Origin of the sequence: Hymenobacter nivis, from assembly GCF_006439025.1 — a bacterium.
Taxonomy (GTDB): Bacteria; Bacteroidota; Bacteroidia; order Cytophagales; family Hymenobacteraceae; genus Hymenobacter; species Hymenobacter nivis_A.
In genome coordinates this window covers 286,699-309,911 of record NZ_RCYZ01000008.1, presented here as the reverse complement: position 1 = coordinate 309,911, position 23,213 = coordinate 286,699, and the positions used below count along the sequence as shown (strand labels likewise).

Genomic DNA, 23,213 nt, shown 5'->3' with positions numbered 1-23,213 from the left:
CACCTACTCGAAAATAGGCTGCTGTCTTGTGCACGCCTCGCCCCACTCGGGGACAAGGCCACTCAACGCGTTTCGTGGTTGAGCCGGCTGGTAAACCAACCGGCTCCCTTACTATTTGTCTGTTTCCGTCATTCAAAGAACGTACGCCGCTTCCTGTTGAAGCAACCGTGGGGCCGGCAAACCAGCCCGTTTTCATTATCCTAATCCCCGCTCTTTTCGATTGGGAGTGCAAAGGTAAGAAATATTTTTGAAAGTGTCGCAAGAAAGAAGAAATAATTTTCTTCACTGCTAACCTTCATCTTTCGCCGCTTCCAATTAAATGCGACTTCTGTATGGTCGTCAAGGCTGTTTTTGAAGCCTTTTAACCCTTTCCCCCTTTTGGGAGTGCAAAGATAAGGCGTTTTCTCAACTAAACAAACTTTAAGTAAATTTTTATTGGGTTTGTTTGAACTCAATAAAAATCGCCTTCGTGCATTTGAAGCGATTGACTTGGTATTACTAAGTGCGACTTGCTACTTTCCAATACCGTTTCCCCCGTTTGGGAGTGCAAAGGTACTCGCATTATTTGAGCTGGCAAACAATATGTAATGTTTGTTTTCTCACAACAACACTTGCTGTAGCTAATACGCTGATGGATAGAAGTCGGCAAACTTGCGTAATATTGAAAGCATCGTGGAAGTGTCTGCTGAAGGCTTCCGGGCTAGTGGCAGTGAGGCGTCCTTTGGTGCTTGGATGAACGCAGATGCCTAGACGGATTGTCTAGAGTATTCAAGCTGGGCATGGTTTTTTTATCCAGAGGGATTCGCTACGCAGCTGTTGGCACCGTATCCTAAGGATAAGCACCTTTAGACTATTACAGCCTTGATTTACAGGTATTCATGTAAATACTTGCGCTTAACCTCTATAAGTAACCTGATAATATGTGGCTCCTTTTCCAGTTGCGGCTGTACCGATAAGGCACCAAAATGATCGGCTACATTATTTTCAGGTAACTAAGTAAATCGTCAATGGGCACCGCTGGGTGAATTGGGGTGCTGAATGGCGGCTACTGCGCCGGGCTACTTCACTAAGAGGGATTTTACACTACCGGTTTGCTTATCTACCTCAAAAGCGGCGCGGTTGGGCATACGGCGGGCCCAGTCGGTGCGGGGCACCAATACCTGCCAAGAAGAACCGAGGTCGATGGTACGGGCCGAATCGACGACGTAGAGCAGAGCGTTGGGCTGACCTTCCAAGTAATGGCCAATGGCCGCACGCGCGGCTGCGGCGGTGGGGGCCCCGGTGGGGGGCGCGGGGGCTGGTGCAGTGGCGGCCGGCGGCGCTTCGACGGGCGTGGTGGTAAGAGTTGGCTGGCAACCGGCCAAGGTACTGGCGGCAGCTAGGGCCCCCAGGATGGTGAGGTGGTTCGGACGCATGGGTTAGGGACTATACTATATAATAAGGAAGCGGGGCCCCCGCCGCGGGCCCAAAGGCACCGCAGCGGGGGCCCCACCGGATGAAACCTGCACGGGCTCCCTAGTTGATGGGCGGGCCGATAGCGGTACGGGCTTCTTCTTCGGCTTGCTGGCGGGCCAGCTTGGCGTTGAGGCGGGTGGCATCGCCACGGCGCACCACGCGGGCAATGTGGATGCTGAGCTCGTAGAGCAGCATGATGGGGATGGTGACGATGATTTGGGCCGTGACGTCGGGCGGGGTGATGATGGCTGCGAGCACCAAGATAACCACAATGGCGTGCTTGCGGTAGAGCTGCATGATTTCGGGCGTAATCATGCCGGCTTTGGCCAAGAAGAACACGATCATGGGCAGCTCAAACACCAGGCCGCACGAGAGCGTCATGGTGGTGAGGGTGCTCAGGTAGCTCTGAAGGTCAATCTGGTTCTCGATGCTGGCGTCGACGGTATAGCCGGCCAGGAAGTTGATGCTCATCGGGGCGGCGATGTAGTAGCCGAATAGCACACCCGATATGAAGAGAATCGACACGAAGAACACGGCCCCCTGCGAGTTTTGGCGCTCATGTGGGTAGAGGCCGGGCTTGATGAAGCGCCAGAGCTCCCAGAAAAGGTAGGGAAAGGCCAAGATGCAGCCCGCGATGACGGACGTGCTGATGTGCATGGAGAGCTGCCCACTCATCTCCCGGTTCTGGATGATGAAGTTGACGTGGTCGGCGCAAGGCTCGGATGAGCCAAAGAGGGCCCCCAGCCGGCAGAACATCCGGTAGGTCCAGAAATCGGCGCGCGAGGGCCCCAAAATCAGGGTATGGAAGAGGAAATTCTTCGAGAAAAAGGCAATTGTGGCAAAAACCACCACCGATATCGCCGCCCGGATAACGTGCCAACGCAGCGCTTCCAAGTGGTCGATAAAGGACATTTCGTGCTGGTCGCCCAGCGATGTTTTCGCTTCCAATGCGTGCAGGGGTGAATGAGCAGATAAGTGAACTGCGGGAGATACGACAAAAAGGCGCGCTTGGGACTAACGCCCCGGGGCCCTAATACCTTAATGCCGGACGCGCCCGCCCCCGTTCACTGCTTAGGCAAAAAGTGGGTAATCCTGGAGCCAGGCGTTCACCTGCCGGCGCACGTGGCCGAGGCGGGTGTCGTCGGCGTGGTGCATCAGGGCCTCGTCGATGAGCTCCACGATGCGGCCCATGTCGGCGGTGCCCAGGCCGCGGGTGGTGATGGCGGCCGAGCCGATGCGCATGCCGCTGGTTACGAACGGTGACTTGTCGTCGAACGGCACCATGTTCTTATTAATGGTGATGTCGGCCTTGATGAGCGTGTTTTCGGCCAGCTTGCCGGTGAGGCCCTTCGAGCGTAAGTCAATCAGCATCAAGTGGTTGTCGGTACCGCCCGAGATGATGTCGTAGCCCAGCCCAGTGAAACCGGCGGCCAGTGCCTGGGCGTTGGCTGCCACCTGCTTGGCGTAGTCCGTAAAATCGTCGCTCAGTGCCTCGCCGAAAGCCACGGCCTTGGCGGCGATGACGTGCTCGAGGGGCCCGCCCTGGGTACCGGGGAATACGCCCGAATCGAGCAGGGCCGACATGAGCCGGATTTCGCCCTTGGGCGTTTTCAGGCCAAAGGGGTTTTCAAAGTCTTGGCCCAGCATGATGAGGCCGCCGCGGGGGCCCCGCAGGGTTTTGTGGGTCGTCGTCGTCACGATGTGGCAGTGCTGAAACGGGTTGTTCAGCAAGCCCTTGGCGATGAGGCCGGACGGGTGCGAGATGTCGGCCAGCAATAGGGCCCCTACCTCGTCGGCGGCTTCGCGCAGGGTTTTGTAATCCCAGTCGCGCGAGTAGGCCGAGGCGCCGCAGATGATCATCTTGGGCCGTTCGCGGCGGGCCGTTTCTTTCACCTTCTGCCAATCGATGAGGCCGGTTTCCTGCTCCACGCCATAAAAGCTGGGCTGGTAGAGCTTGCCTGAGAAGTTGACGGGCGAACCGTGGGTGAGGTGGCCGCCGTGGCTGAGGTCGAAACCCAGGATTTTGTCGCCGGGGTTGAGGCAGGCCAGCATCACAGCGGCGTTGGCCTGGGCCCCGGAGTGGGGCTGCACGTTAGCCCAGGTCACGCCGAAAAGCTCCTTCACGCGGTCGATGGCCAACTGTTCTACTTGGTCAACTATCTCGCAGCCGCCGTAGTAGCGCTTACCGGGCAGGCCCTCAGCGTACTTGTTGGTGAGCACCGAGCCCTGGGCGGCCATCACCTGCTCCGACACATAGTTTTCGGACGCAATCAGCTCCAGGCCGTGGGTCTGGCGGGTTTTTTCTTGGTCGATGAGGCCGAACACGGCGGCGTCGCGGAGGCGGGCAGGGGCGGTGGTTTGCATAGGCCAAAGGTACAATGGCCCCGCCGCCCCGCCCGCAGGCACTGAGGCTGGTGGGCAATTTCTAAATAAATCATACCTTCATTAAAAAATACTAGTTTATCCTACTATTAGATTGATTTATTCATTATCAATCATTTTTAAATACTATTTATTATGTCTACGCCACTTGCCGAGGTTCTGACGCACTTGCGCGTTGGCAACCAGAAATTTCTTGTTGATTTCTACCAGCAGCGCCGCGACGTGTTTGCCCGCTGGGCCCTGCGCCAGCACCAGCTGGGGGCCCCGGCGGCGCACGCGCTGCTGCAGGGGGCCCTGCTCGATTTTTACGACCAAGTATCGGACGGCCGCCTGACGCGCCTGCCGCCCGACGTACCGGCCCACGTGAACCAGCTGGCCGAGCAGCGGCTGGCCGCCGCGGCCGCTCCGTTGCCCGCCGCCGAGGCCAGCCGCCGCCAGCAGCGGCTGGTACACTTCCACCAGCTTGGGCCCGATTGCCAGCGGCTGCTGACGTATTTCTACTTCCACGGCTACAACTTTGGGCGCATGAGCGGCAAGCTGGGCTTTGCCAACCCCGCCGTGGCCCGCCGTCAAAAAGGGGCCTGCCTGCGCCGGCTGGTAGATTTGACGAATCCGCCCCACGGCTTCCGGGTGCACCTCGACGCGCTGGAGCGCTTCGCCGACGGGGCCCTGGACGAGGCGACCCAGGAAGCGTTTGAGCAGCGCTTATTAGACGAGCCCGACCTGGCCGCCGCCCACGCCGCCTACGAGCAGTTTGCCGCCGACCTGCGCTGGGCCGCCGGCCACGACACGCTGCGCCTGCGCCTGCACTTGCTCGACCGCCGCCTCGACCAGCGCACCACCTCGCTGGCCCGGCTCCAGCGCATCGGCCGGCGCCACCGGCGGCGCAGCCTGCTGTGGGCCGCCGCCGCGCTGCTGGTGGCGCTGGGTACCGCCTTGGCCCTCTGGACGACGAACCGCGCCACCCAGCCTGAGGAAGGCTGGGCCGCCTATTACCGCCTCGACCCCGCGCTGGGCCTCACGCCGGCCCAGGAGCGCCACCGCCCCCTGCTGGCCCAGGCCCTGGCCGAGTACCGCGCCGGCCACTACCCCACCGCCCTGCACACGCTGGGCCGCCTAGGGCCCGACGAGCTGGGGGCCGACACGCTGAGCTACTACCGCGGCCTATTTCTGCTGCAATCGGGCGATAACCAATCGGCCCAGCCGCCGCTGCACCGCCTGGCCGAGGCCCTGGACGGGCCCCTGTCGCGCCGGGCGCTTTACCACCTGGGCATGGCTTATTGGCAAAACCGACAGCCCGCCGCCGCCCGCGACGCAATGCGCCGCGTGGCCGCCGACTCACTCAACCCCTACCAAGCCAATGCATTACGCGTGCTGGCCGCCGGCGTGCTCAGCCCGCGCCCCTAGCCCCGCCCAACGCCGGGGCCCCGGCGTGCGTACACGGCGCACATCCATTCCTTACTAAAAGAAACCCCACGCCATGGCCACGCCCACCAGCACCCCGAAGCACACCGACCCCGCTACCAAGAACAAGGAGAAGCAGAACGAAGAGGAAGTGAAGGACAAGCCTTCGGGCAAGACCGTCAAAACCCAGAAGAAGTAAGCTTCTTATAAAAGCAAAGAGCCCGGAACGTCAGACGTTCCGGGCTCTTTGCTTTTATAAGAAGGGCCGGTCCCGGCGCGGCGCTTACTTCCAAGCGTGCAGCAGGCGGCGCACCAAAATGATTTCGCCGATGTGGTAGGCAGCGTGGTCGGCAATGAGGAAGGCTTCGCGCAAGATGGTTTGGCCGGTGCCGTGGGGCAGGGGCGCCAGAAAATTGGTGCCGGGGGCATGCAGCAGGTGCAGGAAGCGCTGCCGGTCCTGCCGAATGCCGTCCAGCGCCTCCTGCCACTGTTCTTCGTCGGCGGTGGCATCGGGGGCGGGCCAGTAGCCCTCCGGCCACTTCGGCGATTCGTGCCGGGGTTCGAGGCAAAACTCTACAATGTCCCACTGGGCGATGCGCACGTGCTCGACCAGCTGCCAGATGGTGTAGGGCACGCCGGGCACGCGCTGGTTCCACTGCGCCGGCCGTAGGTCAGCGCAGGCTTCCTCAAAAGTGGCGTGGGCGTTGCCCTTGGTGAGCAGGCTGGTCAGCTCGGCCACCAGGCCCTTTTGGTTGGGCCGGTCCATGGGGGTTAGGTTGCTTGCAGGCATGTGGTTGCGGGGGCCCTGGGGCGATGGTTGCCGGCGGGCGGGATAGAGGGCGCGTGGCCTATTTCTTTTTCATGAGCACTTTGAGGGCCCCGGTGGACCACAGGGCCCCGGCCACCAGCACAGGCTGGAAAAATAGCCGCCCGAGCCGCTTGTTGTCAGTATCGAGGCCGAAGGCGGAAAGGTGGCTGGCGTACTGGTGCAGGTTGCCGGGGAAAATCAGCGTGTAGAACACGGCCAGGCCCACGCCCATGCGCACCCGGTTTTTCCCTTTCAGCAGCAGCAAGGCCAAGCCCAGGCCAATTTCCACCACCCCCGATTCCAGCACCACAGTGTCTTTGTCCTGGGGCACGAAATCGGGCACCTGCGCCTGGAAGTCCTTCCGCACGAAGGTGAGGTGCCCGGTACCGGCCACCACCATGAAGGTGCCCATAAGCCCGCGGGCAATGTTTTGGAGCGTTGTCGTGTGAACGGCTTTGTTCAGCATGGCTTTCGAGTGAGGGGTTGAAAGCCCGGCTATACGGCGGGCGGGCGGCAATGGGTGAGGCGGCCCGCCCGCTCTATACCTATAGTATGATGCGAGCGGAGCGGCGGCGGGGGCCCTACTTCATTACAGGGTGCGCTTGCGGATCTGGTCCAGCACCTGTTGGTAGGGAGCGGCCGCTATTTTTTCCTGGCGCGCCAGCTCCACTGCCCGCTGTTGGCGGGCCTCGGCCTCGGCGTAGAAGCCGATGCGGTAGAGCAGGTGGGCCAGCGTGTCGTTGTTGTAAGCGGCGGGGTCCAGGTCTACCGTGCGCTTGCTCCAGGCAACGGCGTGCGAGAGGTAGTTTTTGTTGCGGGTGCCAGTTTGGTAAATGGCCCAGGCCCCGTTGTTCAGCTCCTGCAAGAAAGACGCGGGCGGGCCCACCACGGCAACCGTCCGCACGATGCGGCCGGGGGCCCCGGCTGGCGGGGGGCCCCCGGCCGGCCCGCGCCGCGCCGCCGAATCGAGCCGCTGCAGCAGCGCGGGCTGGCGCTGGCGAAAAGCCTGGAGCGCCGCCAGCGCTTTTTTTACCGAATCGGCCGGCAGGTTGAAGTAGTACCGCTCGTAGTAGGACACGGCTTGCTGCAGGTAGGCGGTGGTGTCCTTAACGTTCTGGTAGAATGCCAGCATGTTGCGGTCGTAGTTGCGCGCCCCGCTGATGTAGTCATTGGTCCAGGTGCTGCGGGCAAAGTTGGCGCCTCTTTCCGCGGTGCTGCGGTCTTTGGTAGCCGCAGCCTGTGCCATGGTGGTGTTGATAATCAGATTATTAATGGCCACGCGCCGGGGCAAGGGCAATACCCGGTAGAGGCTGTCAATCAGCTTCTGGCTCAGGTGCGAGAGTTGAAAGGCCGAACCGCCCACTACCGGCCCGCTCTCCAAAATAAACAGCACCTCCGCCGGCTGATAAAACGCCTTGGCTGGCAATTGCCGGGCGTAGGCATCGAGCACGGCCGGCTCCGGGGGCAGGCGCAGGCTCCGGCGCTTCAGCAGGTAGCGCTTTAGCACGGCCGTGTCGCGGTCGCCCCGCTGGAACGCGGCGGCCAAGTGGCTCAGGTTCTGCGGGTCTTGCTGGGCCTGCTGCGCGGCGGCTACGTCTTTGAGGTACTGCTCCTCGTTGCTGGTATTGCCGAAGCGGCGGTACAGCAGGTTGCCATCGGGGCCGAAGTAGAGGTAGGTTGGGTAGGTCGTCACGTTATAGCGGCGCGCGGCCGCCCCCATTTCGGCGCTGCCGAACACCAGCTCCTTGCTCAGAAATGCCTGGTTGAGCTTGTCGGCCACCGCCGGCGCGTTGAGGCCCGACTTGTTCCGCTCCGCCCTCACCGCCGGCGGCAGGTTGGCGGGGGCCGGCGGCGGGCTCAGCAGCAGGAATACCGGCTTGTTTTGCTGCTGGGCTTTGGCAAATACCTGCGTCAGCGAGTCCTTCTCAAACCGGATGCCCTGCGCCCGCAGGGGCCCCAGCGCGCTCCAGAAAATCCAGAGGCACAGTACAATGTATTTCATAGCTTTATCGCAGGGTATGTGTGTGCGGCAAAGCTAAGATTGGGGCGGGGAGTGGGGGCCCCTGGGGTGCAACGCCAGGGGCCCCACGTGGGCCCTAGTGGGCTTGCAGCCAGTTGCGGCCGGTGCCCACTTCCACCTCCAGCGGCACGCCGCGGGGCAGCAGCAGGGCCTGGGTCATCAGTTCCTTTATTTTGGGGGTGATGTACTCCACTTCTTCCTGCACGGCGTCGAAGACAAGTTCGTCGTGCACCTGCAAAATCATGCGGGTTTTGAGCTTCTCCTCGCGCAGCCAGTTATAAATGTTGATCATCGCCAGCTTGATGATGTCGGCGGCGGTGCCCTGGATGGGGGCGTTGATGGCGTTGCGCTCGGTGTAGCCGCGCAGCGTGGCGTTGCGCGAGTTGATGTCGCGCAGGTAGCGGCGGCGCTTGAGCAGCGTTTCGGCGTATTCCAGCTCGCGGGCCCGGTTGATGCTCTCGTCCATGAACTGCTTCACCGACGGGAATTCCTGGAAGTACGTTTCGATGATGTCGGTAGCTTCCTTGCGGCTGATACCGATGCGCTGGGCCAGCCCGAAGGCCGAAATGCCGTAAATGATGCCGAAGTTGACCGTTTTAGCCTTGCGGCGCATCTCGGCGTCTACCTCGCTCAGTGGCACCCGGAATACCTTACTGGCCGTGCTGCTGTGCACGTCCTGGCCCAGGCGGAAGGCTTCGATCATGGTCGCGTCGCCCGAGAAGTCGGCCATGATGCGCAGTTCCACCTGCGAGTAGTCGGCGGCCAGTAGCAGGTGCTGGTCGTCGCGCGGCACGAAGGCTTTGCGAATTTCGCGGCCCTTTTCGGTGCGAATCGGGATGTTTTGCAGGTTCGGGTTGGTGCTGCTCAGGCGCCCGGTAGCCGTCACGGCCTGGTTGAAGTTGGTGTGCACGCGGCCGTCCACCACGCTCACCAGCTGGGGCAGGGCCTCCACGTAGGTGCTGCGCAGCTTGCTGAGCTGGCGGTACTCCAGGATGAGGGCGGCGATGGGGTTGTCGGCCGCGAGTTGGCTCAGGATTTCCTCGCCGGTAGCGTACTGGCCGGTCTTGGTTTTCTTGATTTTACCCCGGCCGATGTCCATTTTATCGAACAACACCTCGCCGAGCTGCTTGGGCGAGCCGATGTTGAATTCCTGCCCGGCTTCCGTGAAAATCTGCGTTTCCAGCTCTTGCACGTAGCCTTGCAGCTCGGCCGAGTACTCGCCCATGGCCACCGAGTCGATGCGCACGCCCTCGTACTCGATGCTGCTGAGCACCGGCACCAGCGGGTTTTCCACGGTGTTCAGCAGCTCCAGCAGGCCCAACTCTTTCAGCATCGGCTCGAACACGTGCTTGAGCTGCAGGGTCACGTCGGCGTCTTCGCAGGCGTAGTCTTTCACCAGGGCCGGAGCAATGTCGGCCATCGTGATTTGCTTCTTGCCCTTGGGACCGATCAGGTCGGTGATGGGCACCGGGGCGTAGTGCAGGTACGTTTCGGCCAGCACGTCCATGTTGTGGCGCATGTCGGGCTCGATGAGGTAATGCGCCAGCATGGTATCGAACAGGGGCCCCGCCACCTCCACGTTGTAGTGCTTGAGGATGCTGAGGTCGTACTTGATGTTCTGGCCGATTTTGAGGATGCCGGAGTTGCTGAAAAAGGGGCAGAACTCGTCCACAATGGCCTGGGCGGCGGGCAGGTCGTCGGCCGGCACGGGCACGTAGTAGGCCTCGCCCGGCCGGTAGCAGAAGCTTAGGCCCACGAGCCGTGCCGTCATCGTATCCAGGCCCGTGGTTTCGGTGTCGAAGCTCACCTCAGCCTGGCGCAGCAGGAAGTGCAGCAGCGACTTCCGAAGCGCCGGCGTGTCCATCAAGTGGTACTGGTAGGGCACGTCTTCCAGGCGGCGGCGGGGGCCCCCAGGGGCCCCACCGTGGCCGGTTTCGCCCTCCTCTGCCCCGATGGCCACGGCCTCGTCGCCGGGGTTGCCGAAGAGCGAGGCCTGGCCGGCGGCCGCTGCCTTGGGCCGCCGGGCCCCGGTGGTGCCGGGCTTGGCCACGCCGGCCGGGGTGCGCTCGGGGCCCCCGCTCAGCACGCGGGCGGCCAGCTGCCGGAACTCCAGCTCGTCGAACAGCACGCGCAGGCGGGCCTCGTCGGGCGCGTCGAGCACCAGCTTGTCGGGCTCAAACTCCAGCGGCACGTTCACGTGGATGGTGGCCAGCTCCTTGCTCAGCAGGCCCTGCTCGGCGAAGTTGCGCACGTTTTCCTGCTGCTTGCCCTTGAGCTCGTCCACGTGAGCAATCAGGTTTTCCACGGAGCCGTACTTCTGGATGAGCGTCTTGGCCGTTTTCTCGCCGATGCCGGGAATGCCGGGGATGTTGTCGGAGGCGTCGCCCTGCAAACCCAGGATGTCAATCACCTGCTCCACGCGCTCTATCTCGAAGCGGGCCAGCACGTGGGCCACGTCCAGGATTTCGGCTGCGTTGCCCATGAAAGCGGGCCGGTAAATTTTAATGTTGTCCGTAACCAGCTGGCAGTAGTCCTTGTCGGGCGTCATCATGAACACCTCAAACCCCTGGGCCTCGGCGCGTTGGGCCAGGGTACCAATCACGTCGTCGGCCTCGTAGCCCGCCATCAGCAGGATGGGGATGTGGAAGGCCTCGATGATTTGCTTGATGTAGGGAATGGCGGTGCCGATGTCTTCGGGCATGGCCTGGCGCTGGGCCTTGTAGGCCGGGAATTGCTCGTGCCGGAACGTCTTGCCCGCGTCGAAGCACACGCCGATGTGGGTGGGCTTCTCCTTTTGCAGCACCTCCACCAGCGTGTTGGTGAAGCCCAGCACGGCCCCCGTGTTCAGGCCCTTGGAGTTGATGCGCGGGTTTTTGCTGAACGCGAAGTGCGAGCGGTAAATCAGGGCAAAGGCGTCGAGCAGGAAAAGCTTCTGGGGGGCGGCAGCGGCGGTATCGGTCATGGTCCACGAAAGTACGGCGGGGCTGGGCCGGCCGTTGGCCGCGCCGCCCGCTTTTTAGGGCCCCCACCGCTGCCGGGGGCCCTAAAAAGCGGGGGCCCCGGCAGCGGCAAAATTTGCAGCTCCCAGGGCCCCCAGCACAATCATTCTGCCTAACTACATCTTGGACAAGCCCTTGAAGAAGCTCTCTTGGTACGACTTGCCGATGGGCACGTAGTAGCCGCCCTTCAGGTTGGCGGTGTTGTCTTCGATGGATTCAATGTGCTGGGTGTTGAGCAAGTAGCTGCGGTGCACGCGCACGAAGTTGGGAAACACGGCCAGCCGCGCCTCCAAGGCCTTGAGGGTGGTATAAACGATGTACTTCTGTTGAGCCGTGACGATATTCACGTAGTCGGACAAAGCCTCCACGTAGAGCACATCATCAAAATTGATGCGCACCATGCGGCTATTCACCTTCACGAATACGTCGGCGTTGGCGGGCGCGTCGGGGTGGGGGGCCCCAGCCGCCGGGGCGGCGCTGGGCCGGGGCTGCTGGCGCACGCGCTCCACGGCCTGGCTGAAGCGGCCGTACTCGAAGGGCTTCACCAGGTAGTCAGTTACTTGTAGCTCGAAGGCATCGACGGCAAAGTCGTTGCGGGCGGTGGTGATGACCACGGCGGGCGGGTCTTGCAGCAGGCGCAGCAGCTCCAGGCCGTTGAGGTGGGGCATCTCAATGTCGAGGAACAGCAAATCCACGGCGTGGCCCTCGCGCAGGTAGGCCAGGCCGGCGATGCCGTCGGCCAGCGAGGCCTTCAGCTCCAGGCCCGGCGTGAGGCTCACGTAGTGCTCCAGGGTAAGCCGGTTGATTTCGTCGTCGTCGATGATGGCGCAAGTGAGCATAAACAGGGAGCGCAGCGGGTAAAACTACTGGGTATGCGGCCGCATTGGCAGAGCCAAGTTAGCCTTTGAACCAGCAAAACTAGGCACTGGCAGAGATGTTTCTGTTTTTTTACCGCAGAGCCATTATATGCCGGCGGCGGCCAGCTCTTCGGCCAGGCGGGCTTGCACAGCTGGACGGTCAAAATCGGCTTCGTCTTGAATGTGAGGCATCAGCTGGGCCATCACCGCGTCTTGGCGCTGGCCGGCGGCCCAGGCCTCGGCGTAGGGCAAGTGCGAAAACGTAACGCGCGTGTAGAGCGGCACCCAGCGGGTGGGGTGCAGGGCGGCAATTTTGTTCTCGATGCGTTTTTGAAGCAAAAAGCGCGGGTCGCCCACCCGGTCGCGCATCTCCACAAAGTTGTAGAGGGCCAGGTCGGCCATGGCGTCGGCGTTGGGCTTGCGCTGCTGCTCAAAGGCGGCCGCCACGGCAGGCCAGTTATCGTCGCCGTGGGCATCGAGCAGGCCGTCGAGCACGGTGCAATCCTCAAAGCCCACGTTCATGCCCTGTCCATAAAAGGGCACAATGGCGTGGGCCGCGTCGCCGAGCAGCAGCACCCCTTCGGTGTGCCACGGAAAGCAGCGCACCGTGACGAGCGAGCCCGTGGGGTTGGCAAAAAACTCCTCGGCCAGGCGCGGCATCAGCGGCACGGCATCGGCAAACTCGGCGGCGAAAAAGGCCGTCACGGCCGCCGCGTCGGGCAGGGCGGCGAAGCTCGTGGGGCCCTCGTAGGGAAAAAACAGGGTGGCGTTGAACGAGCCGTCGAGGTTGGGCAGCGCAATCATCAGGTACTGGCCGCGGGGCCAGATGTGGAGCGCGTTTTTCTCCAGGGCCCAAGTGCCGTCGGGGCCCGCCTCAATGGTTAGCTCCTTGTAGCCGTACTCCAAATAGTCCTGCGAGTAGTTGTAGCGGTCGGTGCGTTGCAGGGCCCCGCGCACGGCCGAAAACGCCCCGTCGGCCCCAAACAGCTCGGTGTAGGGCTCAGCGTAATCGCGGCCGGTGGCCACGTCGCGCAGGTGCAGGGTGCGGCCAGCCAGGTCGAGGCGCTGCAATTGCTGGCCGAAGCGCAGCTGCACGCCGGGCCGGGCCTCCAGCAAGTCGAGCAGCGTGCGGTTGAGCTGGTCTCGGTTAACGGAGTAAATGGCCTGCCCCGCGGCGCCGTAGGGCTGGCCCGTGAGCTGGCCCTGGCGGTCGTGCATCACGCGGCGGTAGAGCGGGATGCTCACCTGCCGGATGTCGTCGGCAATGCCCACGCCCTCCAGGGCCCGCCAGCCGCGGTCCGATAGGGCCAGGTTGATGGAGCGGCCCTCGCTGCGCTGGCGCAGGCGCAGGTCGGGGCGGCGGTCGAGCAGCTGCACCGCGTGGCCGCGCCGGGCCAGGTACAGGGCCAGCAGCGAGCCCACCAGCCCTGCCCCCGCCACCGTGAGGGGGCCCGCGCCGCTGGCCGGTGCTGCTGGGGCCCCGGGGGGCAAAGAAATCGGCAAGGCCATGGTCGGAGCGGGGATGGTAAACGGGCTGCGAAGCTACGCCCCCGCAGCAACAGCCGCCGGCTGTCAGGGTTCGTTGGGCCAATTTTTTCGGCCGTTCAGACCGCCAATAATGCCGCTCGCCGAAACCGGGGTCTGGTAAAAATCCAACGGGGGCCCCAGCCTCGAATAATTAGGCAGCGGTTTGAATAAAAGAGTAGATTTTTTGCATGATGAGAGAATTACCGGAATACCTCGCCCATTTCGATACCATTGCCGACGCGGGCTACGCTCCTTCGGGCACCACTACGGCCCCCGGGCAGCAATCCAAAACGACTTCCTCCACGTTTTTCCTCTACGGCTACCTCATCGGCGAAGACGCGGACCCGCTGCTCTGCGGCCACCCCGATTTGCGCTACTAACCCCGTTGCGGGGCCCCCGCCCCGCTACCTTTGCGGCATGACGACCCGCTACATTTTCCTAGCTGCCATCCTGCTGAGCGTGTTCGCCGTGGGGGCTTATGCTTGGCTCGGCGGCCTCCGGCCCGCCGCCGTAGCCTTAGAAACTACCACCGCCCCGGTGTTTCTGGCCGGGCAAGCCTACGCCGGCTCGGCCCAGGGCGACGGGTTTGGGCCCCTGTTCCGCCGGGCCAAGCAAGTGCTCGACCAGGGCCGCCTGCCCGGCGCTGCCCTCGCTAACCTCTACTACAACAACCCCGAAGCGGCCCACGACACCGTGCGCGCCTTCATTGGCTTGGCCGTGGCCGACACGCTGCGCCCCCTGCCCGCCGGCCTGCGCTACCGCCTGGTGCCCGCCGGCCAGCGCGTGGTGGCGGCCCGCGTGGATGGCGTCAGCTACCTGCTCTCGCCCAACAAGCTCTACCCCGCCGCCCTCGACGCGGTGAAGGAGCAGAAACTAACGCCCCGCAATTTCTACCTCGAGCGCTTCGGCCCCGGCGAAACCGCCGAAGTGTGGGTGGGTGTGAAATAGGCCCCCAGCGGCCCGCGGCCGGGGGGCTGGCGCAGCAGTAGCGTAGCACCACGCGTTTTCCGCCCCTCCCCCACGCACCCACAACCATTCTGGGGCCCCTGGCAAAGGCACACAAAAAAGCCCGGCCCTTCTGCGAGAGAAGGGCCGGGCTTTTTGGCGGGTCGGGGTGGCAGGATTCGAACCTACGGCCTCGTCGTCCCGAACGACGCGCGCTACCGGGCTGCGCTACACCCCGAAACTGGGGCCGATGGGGCGGCTCCCGTTTCTATTTCCAATTCCCGAAGCGGCCGAAAAAAGCCCTCGAACAAAAAGTCCGAGGGCTTTCAAGAGCGGCTGCCCTTCAAGTCGGAGTGGCAGGATTCGAACCTACGACCTCCAGCACCCCATGCTGGCGCGATACCAGGCTACGCTACACCCCGATGGGTAATTGGAGCGACAAAGGTAAGGCGCTGGCCGGGCCCCGTGCAAGCGGCCACCAATTATTTTTTAGGGGTCCCAGCCGGCCGGGGGCCCCTGAGGCCGCGCATAGGGGTGATTGGCGGGCCGTTACGTACTTTTACCCATACCCTTTCCACCGACTTTTTTATTCTTTTTATCGTTATGAAAATTCTATTCTTTATCCTCTGCGGCGGGGTTTTGGCCCTGCATCCGGCCGGGGCCCGCGCCCAAGCCAAGGCTGCCGCCCCCAAAGCCGCCGCCAAGCCGCCCGTTAAAGCTGCCCCAGCAAAAGCCCCGGCCAAGGCCCTCGCCGCAGGGCCCGCCACTAAAGCCCCCGCCCCGGCCGCCGCCCCCGATGCGCCCGCCGCAGCCCACGTAGCCCTGGCCCCCACCACGCCCGCCGCCGACCCCACGGCCCTCAAAATCAAGGCCGAGGTAAATCCCACCACCCGGCAACTCGCGGTGCACACCAACGCGCCCGGCCCCACCACCATCGAGGTAAACGACGCCACCGGCCGGCCGGTGCTCACCCGCAACGTGATGGCCGGCGCCAAAGCCATTGAGCTGAACGTGAGCCAACTGCCCGCCGGCTACTACGTGGTGCACTGCACGGCCGGCCTGCGCACGGGCATGCGCCGCGTGCACCTCGGCGACTAGCCGCCCAAGGGCTCCAGTAGGTCCCAGCGGTTACCGTACAGGTCCTCAAACACGGCGACGTGGCCATAGGGCTCCGTGCGGGGCACCTCCAGGAAGCGCAGGCCGCGGGCTTGCAGCACGGGGTAGTCGTGCCAGAAGTCGTCGGTGTGCAGAAACAGCCAGACCCGGCCCCCGCCTTGGTGGCCCACGGCGCGCTTCTCCTCATCGGTGTGGGCCTCGGCTAGTAGCAGGCCGCAGCCGGCGCTGGGGCCCTGGGGGGCTACCACCACCCAGCGCTTGCCGCCGCCCAGGTCGGTATTGGCCACTAGAACGAAACCCAACACGTTGGTGTAGAAGGCAATGGCCTCGTCGTAATTACGAACGAGCACCGTGACGTGGGCGAGGCGTTGGTTCATATTTTAAGGATTAAGAATTGTTCCTAAAAAAGCAGACCATCGGGCGGCACTGCGCGCTGCCCGACGGTCTGCTTTTTTAATTTTAGAAGCAAGCCTATACATTATGCCTCCTCGGCTTGCAGCTGGCGCTCGTAGAGGGCACGGTACAGGCCTTCGGGCTCAGCCATGAGGGCTTCGTGGGTGCCGTGCTGCACGATGGTGCCGTCGTCGAGCACGAGGATGTGGTCGGCCAGCTTCACCGAGCTTACGCGGTGCGAGATGATGAGGCTGGTGCGGTCGGCCATGATGCGCTGCAGGGCCCCCAGGATAGTGTTCTCCGTCTTGGTATCAACGGCGGAGAGCGAGTCGTCCAGAATTAGAATTTTGGGCTCCTTCACCAGGGCCCTGGCCATGCTCACGCGTTGCTTCTGGCCGCCCGAAAGGGTAATGCCCCGCTCGCCCACTTTTGTGTCGAAGCCTTCGGGGAAGCCCATGATGTTGTCGTACACGGCCGCGTCGCGGGCGGCTTGCAGCATCTTTTCCTCCGATGGCTGGTCGAGGCCGAAGTTGATGTTTTGCCGAATACTATCGGAGAATAGGAACACGTCCTGCGGCACGTAGCCGATTTGCTCGCGCAGGTTGTCCAGGGCGTAGTCGCGCACGTCGATGCCATCCACCTCGACCTGGCCGGCGGTGGCATCGTAGAGGCGGCAGAGCAGGGCGGCGATGGTGCTCTTGCCCGAGCCGGTGTTGCCGATGACGGCCAGCGTCTGGCCTGGCCGGATGCGGAAGCTCACGTTGTGCAGGGCCTTGATGCCGGTGTCGGGGTAGGTGAAGGATACATTATCAAACACGATGTCGCCCTGCATTTCGTGCTGCAGGTTTTGGCGCGACACGATGTCGGTTTTCTCGTCCAGGAACTCGTTGAGGCGGGCCTGCGAGGCCTCGGCGCGCTGCACCAGCGAGGACGTCCAGCCCAGGGCCGTCACTGGCCAGGTAAGCAGGTTTACGTAGATCAGGAACTCGGCGATGGTGCCCGTGGTGATGGTGCCGCGGATGACTTCCTGCCCCCCCACCCACACGGTGATGAGCGTGCTCAGGCCCACAAGGAACAGGATGAGCGGAAAAAACAGCGAGTTTACAAAGTTGAGGCTCAGCGACTTCTCCTTGTACTCGTTGCTTGCCTTGGTGAATTGCGCGTGCGAGTCGGCTTGGCGCGAGAACGACTTCAAGACCCGGATGCCTGAGAAGGCCTCCTGGGTAAACGTAGTCATGGCCGCCAGCGAGCGTTGGATTTGGTCGGACTTGCGCTCAATTAAGTTGTTGACGTAGAAGATGCTGACCGAGAGCACCGGCAGCGGGGCCAGCGTGTAGAGCGTGAGCTTGACGTTCACCATGAGCATGAGCGGCACGACGAGCACGAACAGCACCACGAGCTGCAAGAAGTACATGATGCCGGGGCCCAGGTACATGCGCACGCGGCCCACGTCTTCGCTGATGCGCGACATGAGGTCGCCGGTGCTGTGGCGGCGGTAGAAGCTGAGCGGCAGCGACTGGTAGTGCAGGTACACCTGGTTTTTCTGATCGTTCTCAATCAGGCGCGACATGACGATGAGCGTCTGGCGCATAAAAAACAGGAAGATGCCCCGCAGCAGCGCCAGCACGATGATGAGCATGCCGTAGAAGAGCACGTTGCGCCCAAATAAATCGTAGACGCCAGCCTGCGCCTGGGTACCGGCGAAGAGGTGGTAGAGGTCGATGCCCTCGCTCACCAGATCGAAGGCGTAGCGCACGAGCTGGGCCGGAAAAATGGTCAGCAGCGTGCTCAGCACCACGAAGAGCACGCCCCCGAGGAAGTGCCATTTGTAGCGGTAAATGAACGGATTGACAGCGGTGAGGGCGCGCACGGACGGGCAGAAAAAAGGGCGGGATCGGAAAAAACGGGGTACTTTTGCGGCCGCAACGCCGAACGGCGCGCCGGCCCGGCCCCCTACTGAAACGGGCCGGCCAGTGCTTGGTTCGGCGCGCTGGGGCCCCCGGCCACAACCTGCGCCCCGGCGCAAAGTTACGCCCGGCCCGCGCCCACTGGGGCCCTGGGGCCCGTTGCCGCCCACTGCCTACTTCACTACCGCCTACTATTATATAATGCTGAACCGCCGCCTCCTCCGCATCAAAGTCATGCAATCCCTCTACGCCTACCACCAGGCCGTGGGGGCCGATTTCGGGTTGGCCCAGGACCGCATCGCGGCGGCGTTTGAGCCCGACCTGAACGCCGAGGTGGCCCCCGACCGCCGCCAGCTAGAGGGCCAGCGCAAGCTGGGCGAGGCTCGCTTCCGCGAGTGGTACCGCACGAACGAGGCCCCCGAAAAATCGGACGATAAGGCCGTGGACCTGGCCCTGAACGACGCCATCCGCTACTTCCAAGACCAGGTGAAGAAGGACGGCAAGTTCTTCGGCGGGCAGCTGCTGGCCGGGGCCGAAAGCATCCACGACCAGTACCTGCACCTGTTGAACCTGCCCGCCTCGCTGCTGCAAGTGCTGGAGGAGGAAAATGACCGCGAAGCCCGCCGCCGCCTGGGCCCCCGCGACACCGCTCTCGACACCAGCCGCCTGGCCGGCAGCGCCGCCATCGCCAAACTCATGGCCAACGAGCAGCTCCAAGACCTCACCATCCGGCGCAAGCTGCAGTGGCTAGGTACTGAGGAGCTGGAGGCCCTGCGCCGCGCCTGGCGCGCCGAGATGAGCACCCATCCCACGGTGCTGGCCTACCTCAAAGGCCAGCCACTGTCGGCCGCCGGCCTGGCCACGGCCGATGCTGAAACCGACGCAGAAAGCCCGGCTGACGCCGACGCCCAGGGCCCCGGCGAAGCCAACGACGCCCCCGCCCCCGCCATTGGGGCCCCCAGCCTGGCCGCCAGCGGCGAGGAGGCCGAGTACGAAGCCGACCTGGAATTTCTGCGCTTCCTATATAAAGAGTTTATCTTCAAGGGCGAGGAGCTGCCGCGCCAGCTGGAAATCGACGACCTGAACTGGGAGGAGAACCGGCCCATCGTGCGCAACCTGGTGCTGAAGACCCTGAAGATGCTGCCCTACGCGGCCACCGACAAGCAGGAGCTGATGAACCTGAGCGCCAACTGGACCGATGACCGCGAGTTTGCCGAAACCCTGTTCAAGCAGACGCTGGTGGACGACGCCAAGTTTGAGGGCCTCATCGGTGGCTCGGTGCAGAACTGGGACGTAGACCGCGTGGCCCTGCTCGACAAAATCATCCTCAAGATGGCCCTGTGCGAGATGCAGCTCTTCCGCGGCATCCCGGTGAAGGTGACCATCAACGAGTACATCGAAATCAGCAAGCTCTACAGCACGCCCAAGAGCAAGCAGTTTGTGAACGGCGTGCTCGACAAGCTGGCCCAGGACCTGGCCGCCAGCGGCGACATCCGCAAATCGGGCCGCGGCCTGCTCGACAACCAGTAGCTGCCCGCGCCCGCCGGGGCCACGGGGTATCTTGGCGGCCGTATATTTCGTAAAACCCCGCATTTCTCACCCTTCCTTTCCCGCACCATGGCTGGCAAAACCACCACCGGCATTCTGTGTTTCACGGGCGGCGCCCTCACCGGGGCCCTCTTCGGCTTGCTCTACGCCCCCGAAAAGGGCCGCGAAACCCGCTCTTGGCTGAGCTACCAGCTCGAAAAGTCGCGCGCCACGCTCGCCGACCTCGCCGAGGGCCTCGTCACGAGCCGCGAGCTGGGAGCCTCCTCGGCCAAAACCGAAGGGCAGCGCGTCATTTCCGACGCCCGCGACAAGGCCGAGCAGTTGCTCGGCGACGTGGACCAGCTCATCAACCAAATCAACTCCCGCAAGGGCGCTTAATTTCAGTGAGTGCCTGGGTGCGTGAGTGAAAGAGCGAATGGGTAGATGAGGGAGTTAGTGAACGGGTGAATGATCGGAGAAATTTCTATTTCCTCCCTCGCCCATTCACCAACTCACTCATTCACTAACCACTCATTCACTCCTTCACTCATTCACCCATTCACTCATTCACCCATTGAGAAAATGCACTTAGTAACCCTCATTCCTGGCGACGGCATCGGGCCGGAAATCACCAAAGCCGTAACCGATATTTTTGCCGCCGCCCAAGTGCCCGTGCAATGGGAAGAGCAGAACGCCGGCCAAACCACGTTTGACCAGTCGGGCGAGCTGATTCCGGTGGCCCTGCTCAAGTCGCTGGAAAAGAATAAGGTGGCGCTCAAGGGCCCCATCACTACGCCGGTGGGCAAGGGCTTCCGCAGCATCAACGTGACGCTGCGCCAGAAGTACGACCTCTACCAGAACGTGCGGCCCAGCAAAACCACACCCGGCATCCACACCCGCTACGAGGGCATTGATTTGGTGCTGTTTCGCGAGAACACCGAGGGCCTGTACTCGGGCCTGGAAGTGTTCGACGAGCGCCTGGGCATTGCCGATTCCATCGCCCGCGTGACGGTGGAAGGCTCGCGCAAAATCTGCCGCGCCGCCTTTGCCTACGCCAACCGCCACGGCCGCAAGAAGGTGACGCTGGCCCACAAGGCCAACATCATCAAGATGGCCGGCACCATCATGATCAACGCCTGCAAAGAGGCAGCGGCTGAGTTTCCGCACATCATCTTCGAAGACAAGATCATCGATAACATGTGCATGCAGCTGGTGGGCAAGCCCGAGCAGTTCGACGTGATTGTGACCACCAACCTGTTTGGCGACCTGCTCTCCGACCTGTGCGCCGGCCTAGTGGGCGGCCTGGGCGTAGTGGCCGGGGCCAACATCGGCGACGAGATGGCCATTTTTGAGGCCGTGCACGGCTCGGCCCCCGACATTGCCGGCCAGGGCAAGGCCAACCCCACGGCCCTGCTGCGCTCGGCCATTATGATGCTGCACCACCTGAGCGAGCACGTAGTGGCCGACCGCATCGACAAGGCCTTGGAAGAAACGCTGCTGCACCAGGACCAGTGCACCGGCGACCTCGGCGGCCACGCCACCACCGGCGAGTTCACCCAGCACATCATCGACAAGCTTTAGGACTTTTAGTTGTCAGTCATTCGTTGTCAGCATTGTTCTGATGTGATAAGAACCAATGACTGACAAGCGACAACGCACAACTGATAAATAACATGAAATTCACCTCCCTCCTGGCCGGGGCCCTGTTGCTGGCCGCCTGCAACCGCGACAAAGGCACCGATGTGGGCACCCAGGGCATGAACGCCGCCGCCAACCAGGCCGCCGACGCCACCGCCAACCCCACCGTGGACAACCCCAACGTGGTGGGCGAGAGCGAAACCCCGAACCCCAACGCCCCGGTGATGACTTTTACCGAGCAGGAGTTTGATTTCAAAGACATTGCGGCTGACAGCAAGGTGAACCACACCTTCGAGTTCACTAACACCGGCAAGTCGCCGCTGCTCATCGCCGATGCCACTGCCTCCTGCGGCTGCACCACCCCCAACTGGACCAAGGAGCCCATTGCCCCCGGGGCTAAAGGCACGCTGCAAGTGCAGTTCGACAGCCGCGGCAAGCAGGGCCTCATCAGCAAGCAGGTGAACGTGCGGGCCAACACCCAGCCCAGCATCACCACCATCACCATCAAGGGCAACGTGCTCACCGCCGCCACCGCTGCCCAGTAACTCTGCTTTTTTGCTCCGCCTAATATGACGTTCCTAACCCTGCTGCTGCAAGCCGCCCCGGCCGATTACACCCAGTTCCTGTTTCCGATTGCCATCGCGGCGGTGGTGTATTTCTTTATGATCCGGCCCCAGCAAAAGCGCTCGGCCGATACCAAGAAGTTCCGGCAGGCCCTGGCCAAGGGCGCGCGCATCGTCACCATCGGCGGCCTGCACGGGCTGGTGATCGAGCTGACCGAAGAGACGGTGGTGGTGGAAGTGGACCGCGGCGTGAAGCTGCGCTTCGACCGCTCGGCCATTGCCCGCGAAGTGGGCACCAAGGCGGCCGAGGCCGCCGTATAGGGCGTGCCGGGGCCCTGGGCACGGGCCGGCCAGTTGGGCCGGTGGTTGGTGCACCCCTTCATCAGCCAGGAGCCCGTGTTTTACCGGGCGGCGGCCGCATGCCTGCTGGCGGCGGGCCTGTTTTGGCAAATGAACGCGCTGAACAAAACCTACAGCACCCGCCTGAGCTGCCCCTTGGCCTGGCACTACGACACGGCCCGCTACGTGTCGCTGCGGCCCCTGCCGGCCGCCGTGCCGGTGGTCGTCACGGGCCAGGGCTGGCGCCTACTGCGGGCCAACCTGGGCATGGGCCTGCACCCAGCTGAGCTGCACCCAGTGCCCCGCCCCGGCACCCGCTACCTGTCGGCCAGCACCTGGCAGCACAGCCTCCAACGGGCCCTCGAAGGCTTGCAAGTGGACGAATGGGCCAGCGACACCCTGCGCCTGACCTTCGACCGCTACGCCACGCGGCGGCTGCCGCTGGCCCTGGCCGCCCCCGACTCGGGCCGCGCCCCCGCCTACACGGCCCGTTTCGAGCCCACCAGCCTCACGTTTAGGGGCCCCGCCAGCGTGGTGGCGCGCCTGCCCAACCCCTACCCGGTAGCAGTGCCCGCGGGCACGGGCCCCGGCGCGGCGCGGCTTGCAGTGCGGGCCCCGGCACTTGTTCGCCCCGCCGCCGCCCAGGTGCGCGCCGAGCTGCGGCCCCGATAATTCAGCCAGCGCGGCATCTATCAACCACTTACTCACATGGTACGCATCGGCATCACTGGCGGCATTGGGTCGGGCAAAAGCGTGGTGAGCCGCGTGTTTGGCCTGCTAGGCATTCCACTCTACGACTCCGACCAGCGCGCCCGCTGGGTGATGGAGCACGACGCATTGCTGCGCGAGCAGCTGCTAAGTACCTTTGGGCCCGATACTTACACCGCCGCCGGGCAGCTCAACCGCCCCGCGCTGGCCCGCACCGTATTTGCCGACCCCGCGCAGCTGGCGCGGCTCAACGCGCTGGTTCACCCGCGGGTAGGCGAGGACTTTACCCGCTGGGCCGCCGCGCAGCAAGCCGCCGGGGCCCCCTATGTTTTGAAAGAAGCGGCGCTGCTCTTCGAGTCGGGCGCTTACAAGACGCTCGACCGCATCATCACGGTGGCCGCGCCGCTGGCCGTGCGCGAGGCCCGCGTGCTGCGCCGCGACCCCCACCGCACCGCCGCCGACGTGCAAGCCATCATCGGCAAGCAACTGGGCGAGGCCGAGCGCCAGCAGCGCGCCGACTACGTGGTGCACAACGACGACGTGCAACTGGTGCTGCCCCAAGTGCTGGCCCTCGATGCGCAGCTGCGGGCCCTGGGGGCCCCGGCCGCCGGGCAGTAGGGCCCCC

Annotated in this window: 23 protein-coding genes and 2 tRNA genes; 12 read left to right on the top strand and 13 right to left on the bottom strand. The window is 63.4% G+C overall.

From position 1 onward, the window contains the following. Positions 1-1,058: 1,058 nt before the first annotated feature. The 3 genes from EAH73_RS18830 to glyA all read right to left on the bottom strand — a co-directional run bounded on the left by EAH73_RS18830 (position 1,059) and on the right by glyA (position 3,819). On the bottom strand, positions 1,059-1,415 hold the full coding sequence (locus EAH73_RS18830; RefSeq protein WP_140468967.1) for a hypothetical protein: 357 nt from the start codon (positions 1,413-1,415) through the stop codon (positions 1,059-1,061). A 100-nt stretch (positions 1,416-1,515) separates the two neighbouring features. After that, complete coding sequence (tatC, locus tag EAH73_RS18825) at positions 1,516-2,403, bottom strand: twin-arginine translocase subunit TatC (protein WP_317129397.1); 888 nt, start codon at positions 2,401-2,403, stop codon at positions 1,516-1,518. Positions 2,404-2,526: 123 nt separating this feature from the next. Beyond that, positions 2,527-3,819, bottom strand: coding sequence for a serine hydroxymethyltransferase (gene glyA / locus EAH73_RS18820; RefSeq protein WP_140468966.1), 1,293 nt, complete (start codon positions 3,817-3,819; stop codon positions 2,527-2,529). 153 nt (positions 3,820-3,972) lie between these two features. On the opposite strand from glyA, the gene EAH73_RS23200 reads away from it, so the two are divergent. Both EAH73_RS23200 and EAH73_RS23930 read left to right on the top strand, forming a co-directional pair. Further along, positions 3,973-5,244, top strand: coding sequence for a tetratricopeptide repeat protein (locus EAH73_RS23200; RefSeq protein ID WP_161599607.1), 1,272 nt, complete (start codon positions 3,973-3,975; stop codon positions 5,242-5,244). 73 nt (positions 5,245-5,317) lie between these two features. Further along, complete coding sequence (locus EAH73_RS23930; protein ID WP_262711095.1) at positions 5,318-5,440, top strand: hypothetical protein; 123 nt, start codon at positions 5,318-5,320, stop codon at positions 5,438-5,440. Between the two features lie 84 nt (positions 5,441-5,524). Here the strand turns inward: EAH73_RS23930 and EAH73_RS18810 are convergent, their stop codons facing one another. The 6 genes from EAH73_RS18810 to EAH73_RS18785 form a co-directional block, all read right to left on the bottom strand. Further along, positions 5,525-6,007, bottom strand: a complete 483-nt coding sequence (locus tag EAH73_RS18810) for a DinB family protein (RefSeq protein ID WP_140468965.1) — start codon at positions 6,005-6,007, stop codon at positions 5,525-5,527. Between the two features lie 82 nt (positions 6,008-6,089). After that, on the bottom strand, positions 6,090-6,515 hold the full coding sequence (locus EAH73_RS18805) for a hypothetical protein (RefSeq protein WP_140468964.1): 426 nt from the start codon (positions 6,513-6,515) through the stop codon (positions 6,090-6,092). 123 nt (positions 6,516-6,638) lie between these two features. Next, complete coding sequence (locus EAH73_RS18800; protein ID WP_140468963.1) at positions 6,639-8,051, bottom strand: TlpA family protein disulfide reductase; 1,413 nt, start codon at positions 8,049-8,051, stop codon at positions 6,639-6,641. A gap of 94 nt (positions 8,052-8,145) precedes the next feature. Continuing rightward, on the bottom strand, positions 8,146-11,031 hold the full coding sequence (gene polA / locus EAH73_RS18795; RefSeq protein WP_140468962.1) for a DNA polymerase I: 2,886 nt from the start codon (positions 11,029-11,031) through the stop codon (positions 8,146-8,148). 153 nt (positions 11,032-11,184) lie between these two features. Further along, the gene (locus EAH73_RS18790) at positions 11,185-11,907 is read right to left on the bottom strand and encodes a LytR/AlgR family response regulator transcription factor (protein WP_140468961.1); all 723 of its coding nucleotides are present in this window, start codon (positions 11,905-11,907) and stop codon (positions 11,185-11,187) included. 123 nt (positions 11,908-12,030) lie between these two features. After that, the gene (locus tag EAH73_RS18785; protein WP_140468960.1) at positions 12,031-13,434 is read right to left on the bottom strand and encodes an FAD-dependent oxidoreductase; all 1,404 of its coding nucleotides are present in this window, start codon (positions 13,432-13,434) and stop codon (positions 12,031-12,033) included. Between the two features lie 206 nt (positions 13,435-13,640). Between EAH73_RS18785 and EAH73_RS18780 the strand changes: the two genes are divergently transcribed. Both EAH73_RS18780 and EAH73_RS18775 read left to right on the top strand, forming a co-directional pair. Continuing rightward, positions 13,641-13,832 carry a hypothetical protein gene (locus EAH73_RS18780; RefSeq protein ID WP_140468959.1) on the top strand — a complete coding sequence of 64 codons (192 nt, stop codon included), beginning with the start codon at positions 13,641-13,643 and terminating at the stop codon, positions 13,830-13,832. Between the two features lie 37 nt (positions 13,833-13,869). Then, positions 13,870-14,400 (top strand): hypothetical protein, encoded by a 531-nt coding sequence (locus EAH73_RS18775; RefSeq protein WP_140468958.1) that lies wholly within the window; start codon positions 13,870-13,872, stop codon positions 14,398-14,400. 161 nt (positions 14,401-14,561) lie between these two features. On the opposite strand, the gene EAH73_RS18770 is transcribed toward EAH73_RS18775, so the two are convergent. Together EAH73_RS18770 and EAH73_RS18765 are read right to left on the bottom strand one after the other, a co-directional pair. Beyond that, positions 14,562-14,635: transfer RNA gene (locus tag EAH73_RS18770), tRNA-Pro, on the bottom strand. A 110-nt stretch (positions 14,636-14,745) separates the two neighbouring features. After that, positions 14,746-14,819, bottom strand: a tRNA-Pro gene (locus EAH73_RS18765). 181 nt (positions 14,820-15,000) lie between these two features. On the opposite strand from EAH73_RS18765, the gene EAH73_RS18760 reads away from it, so the two are divergent. Beyond that, complete coding sequence (locus tag EAH73_RS18760) at positions 15,001-15,495, top strand: T9SS type A sorting domain-containing protein (protein WP_140468957.1); 495 nt, start codon at positions 15,001-15,003, stop codon at positions 15,493-15,495. Here EAH73_RS18760 and EAH73_RS18755 read toward each other — a convergent pair. Together EAH73_RS18755 and EAH73_RS18750 are read right to left on the bottom strand one after the other, a co-directional pair. Then, positions 15,492-15,890 carry a VOC family protein gene (locus tag EAH73_RS18755; RefSeq protein WP_140468956.1) on the bottom strand — a complete coding sequence of 133 codons (399 nt, stop codon included), beginning with the start codon at positions 15,888-15,890 and terminating at the stop codon, positions 15,492-15,494. The two genes, EAH73_RS18760 and EAH73_RS18755, sit on opposite strands and share 4 nt — an antisense overlap. Positions 15,891-15,991: 101 nt before the next feature. Further along, on the bottom strand, positions 15,992-17,776 hold the full coding sequence (locus tag EAH73_RS18750; RefSeq protein WP_140468955.1) for an ABC transporter ATP-binding protein: 1,785 nt from the start codon (positions 17,774-17,776) through the stop codon (positions 15,992-15,994). Between the two features lie 238 nt (positions 17,777-18,014). Between EAH73_RS18750 and nusB the strand changes: the two genes are divergently transcribed. From nusB to coaE, 7 genes are all read left to right on the top strand, one after another. After that, entirely contained in the window at positions 18,015-19,343 is a 1,329-nt protein-coding gene (gene nusB / locus EAH73_RS23785; RefSeq protein ID WP_240047333.1) for a transcription antitermination factor NusB, read from the top strand. A gap of 87 nt (positions 19,344-19,430) precedes the next feature. Next, positions 19,431-19,739 (top strand): YtxH domain-containing protein, encoded by a 309-nt coding sequence (locus tag EAH73_RS18740; RefSeq protein ID WP_140468954.1) that lies wholly within the window; start codon positions 19,431-19,433, stop codon positions 19,737-19,739. Between the two features lie 183 nt (positions 19,740-19,922). After that, a complete protein-coding gene (locus EAH73_RS18735; RefSeq protein ID WP_140468953.1) occupies positions 19,923-20,921 on the top strand; it encodes an isocitrate/isopropylmalate dehydrogenase family protein in 999 nt (332 codons plus the stop codon). A gap of 92 nt (positions 20,922-21,013) precedes the next feature. After that, a complete protein-coding gene (locus tag EAH73_RS18730; protein WP_140468952.1) occupies positions 21,014-21,523 on the top strand; it encodes a DUF1573 domain-containing protein in 510 nt (169 codons plus the stop codon). Between the two features lie 24 nt (positions 21,524-21,547). Beyond that, positions 21,548-21,862 (top strand): preprotein translocase subunit YajC, encoded by a 315-nt coding sequence (gene yajC, locus EAH73_RS18725; protein ID WP_140468951.1) that lies wholly within the window; start codon positions 21,548-21,550, stop codon positions 21,860-21,862. Positions 21,863-21,910: 48 nt separating this feature from the next. Next, entirely contained in the window at positions 21,911-22,552 is a 642-nt protein-coding gene (locus tag EAH73_RS18720) for a hypothetical protein (RefSeq protein WP_140468950.1), read from the top strand. A 36-nt stretch (positions 22,553-22,588) separates the two neighbouring features. Beyond that, on the top strand, positions 22,589-23,206 hold the full coding sequence (coaE, locus tag EAH73_RS18715) for a dephospho-CoA kinase (protein ID WP_140468949.1): 618 nt from the start codon (positions 22,589-22,591) through the stop codon (positions 23,204-23,206). The last annotated feature ends 7 nt before the right edge of the window (positions 23,207-23,213 follow it).

Coding starts and splice junctions, on each gene's coding strand:
- EAH73_RS18830 (WP_140468967.1), bottom strand. CDS start 1,415: ATGCGTCCGAACCACCTCACCATCCTGGGGGCCCTAGCTGCCGCCAGT.
- glyA (WP_140468966.1), bottom strand. CDS start 3,819: ATGCAAACCACCGCCCCTGCCCGCCTCCGCGACGCCGCCGTGTTCGGC.
- EAH73_RS23200 (WP_161599607.1), top strand. CDS start 3,973: ATGTCTACGCCACTTGCCGAGGTTCTGACGCACTTGCGCGTTGGCAAC.
- EAH73_RS23930 (WP_262711095.1), top strand. CDS start 5,318: ATGGCCACGCCCACCAGCACCCCGAAGCACACCGACCCCGCTACCAAG.
- EAH73_RS18810 (WP_140468965.1), bottom strand. CDS start 6,007: ATGGACCGGCCCAACCAAAAGGGCCTGGTGGCCGAGCTGACCAGCCTG.
- EAH73_RS18805 (WP_140468964.1), bottom strand. CDS start 6,515: ATGCTGAACAAAGCCGTTCACACGACAACGCTCCAAAACATTGCCCGC.
- EAH73_RS18800 (WP_140468963.1), bottom strand. CDS start 8,051: ATGAAATACATTGTACTGTGCCTCTGGATTTTCTGGAGCGCGCTGGGG.
- polA (WP_140468962.1), bottom strand. CDS start 11,031: ATGACCGATACCGCCGCTGCCGCCCCCCAGAAGCTTTTCCTGCTCGAC.
- EAH73_RS18790 (WP_140468961.1), bottom strand. CDS start 11,907: ATGCTCACTTGCGCCATCATCGACGACGACGAAATCAACCGGCTTACC.
- EAH73_RS18785 (WP_140468960.1), bottom strand. CDS start 13,434: ATGGCCTTGCCGATTTCTTTGCCCCCCGGGGCCCCAGCAGCACCGGCC.
- EAH73_RS18780 (WP_140468959.1), top strand. CDS start 13,641: ATGATGAGAGAATTACCGGAATACCTCGCCCATTTCGATACCATTGCC.
- EAH73_RS18775 (WP_140468958.1), top strand. CDS start 13,870: ATGACGACCCGCTACATTTTCCTAGCTGCCATCCTGCTGAGCGTGTTC.
- EAH73_RS18760 (WP_140468957.1), top strand. CDS start 15,001: ATGAAAATTCTATTCTTTATCCTCTGCGGCGGGGTTTTGGCCCTGCAT.
- EAH73_RS18755 (WP_140468956.1), bottom strand. CDS start 15,890: ATGAACCAACGCCTCGCCCACGTCACGGTGCTCGTTCGTAATTACGAC.
- nusB (WP_240047333.1), top strand. CDS start 18,015: ATGCTGAACCGCCGCCTCCTCCGCATCAAAGTCATGCAATCCCTCTAC.
- EAH73_RS18740 (WP_140468954.1), top strand. CDS start 19,431: ATGGCTGGCAAAACCACCACCGGCATTCTGTGTTTCACGGGCGGCGCC.
- EAH73_RS18735 (WP_140468953.1), top strand. CDS start 19,923: ATGCACTTAGTAACCCTCATTCCTGGCGACGGCATCGGGCCGGAAATC.
- EAH73_RS18730 (WP_140468952.1), top strand. CDS start 21,014: ATGAAATTCACCTCCCTCCTGGCCGGGGCCCTGTTGCTGGCCGCCTGC.
- yajC (WP_140468951.1), top strand. CDS start 21,548: ATGACGTTCCTAACCCTGCTGCTGCAAGCCGCCCCGGCCGATTACACC.
- coaE (WP_140468949.1), top strand. CDS start 22,589: ATGGTACGCATCGGCATCACTGGCGGCATTGGGTCGGGCAAAAGCGTG.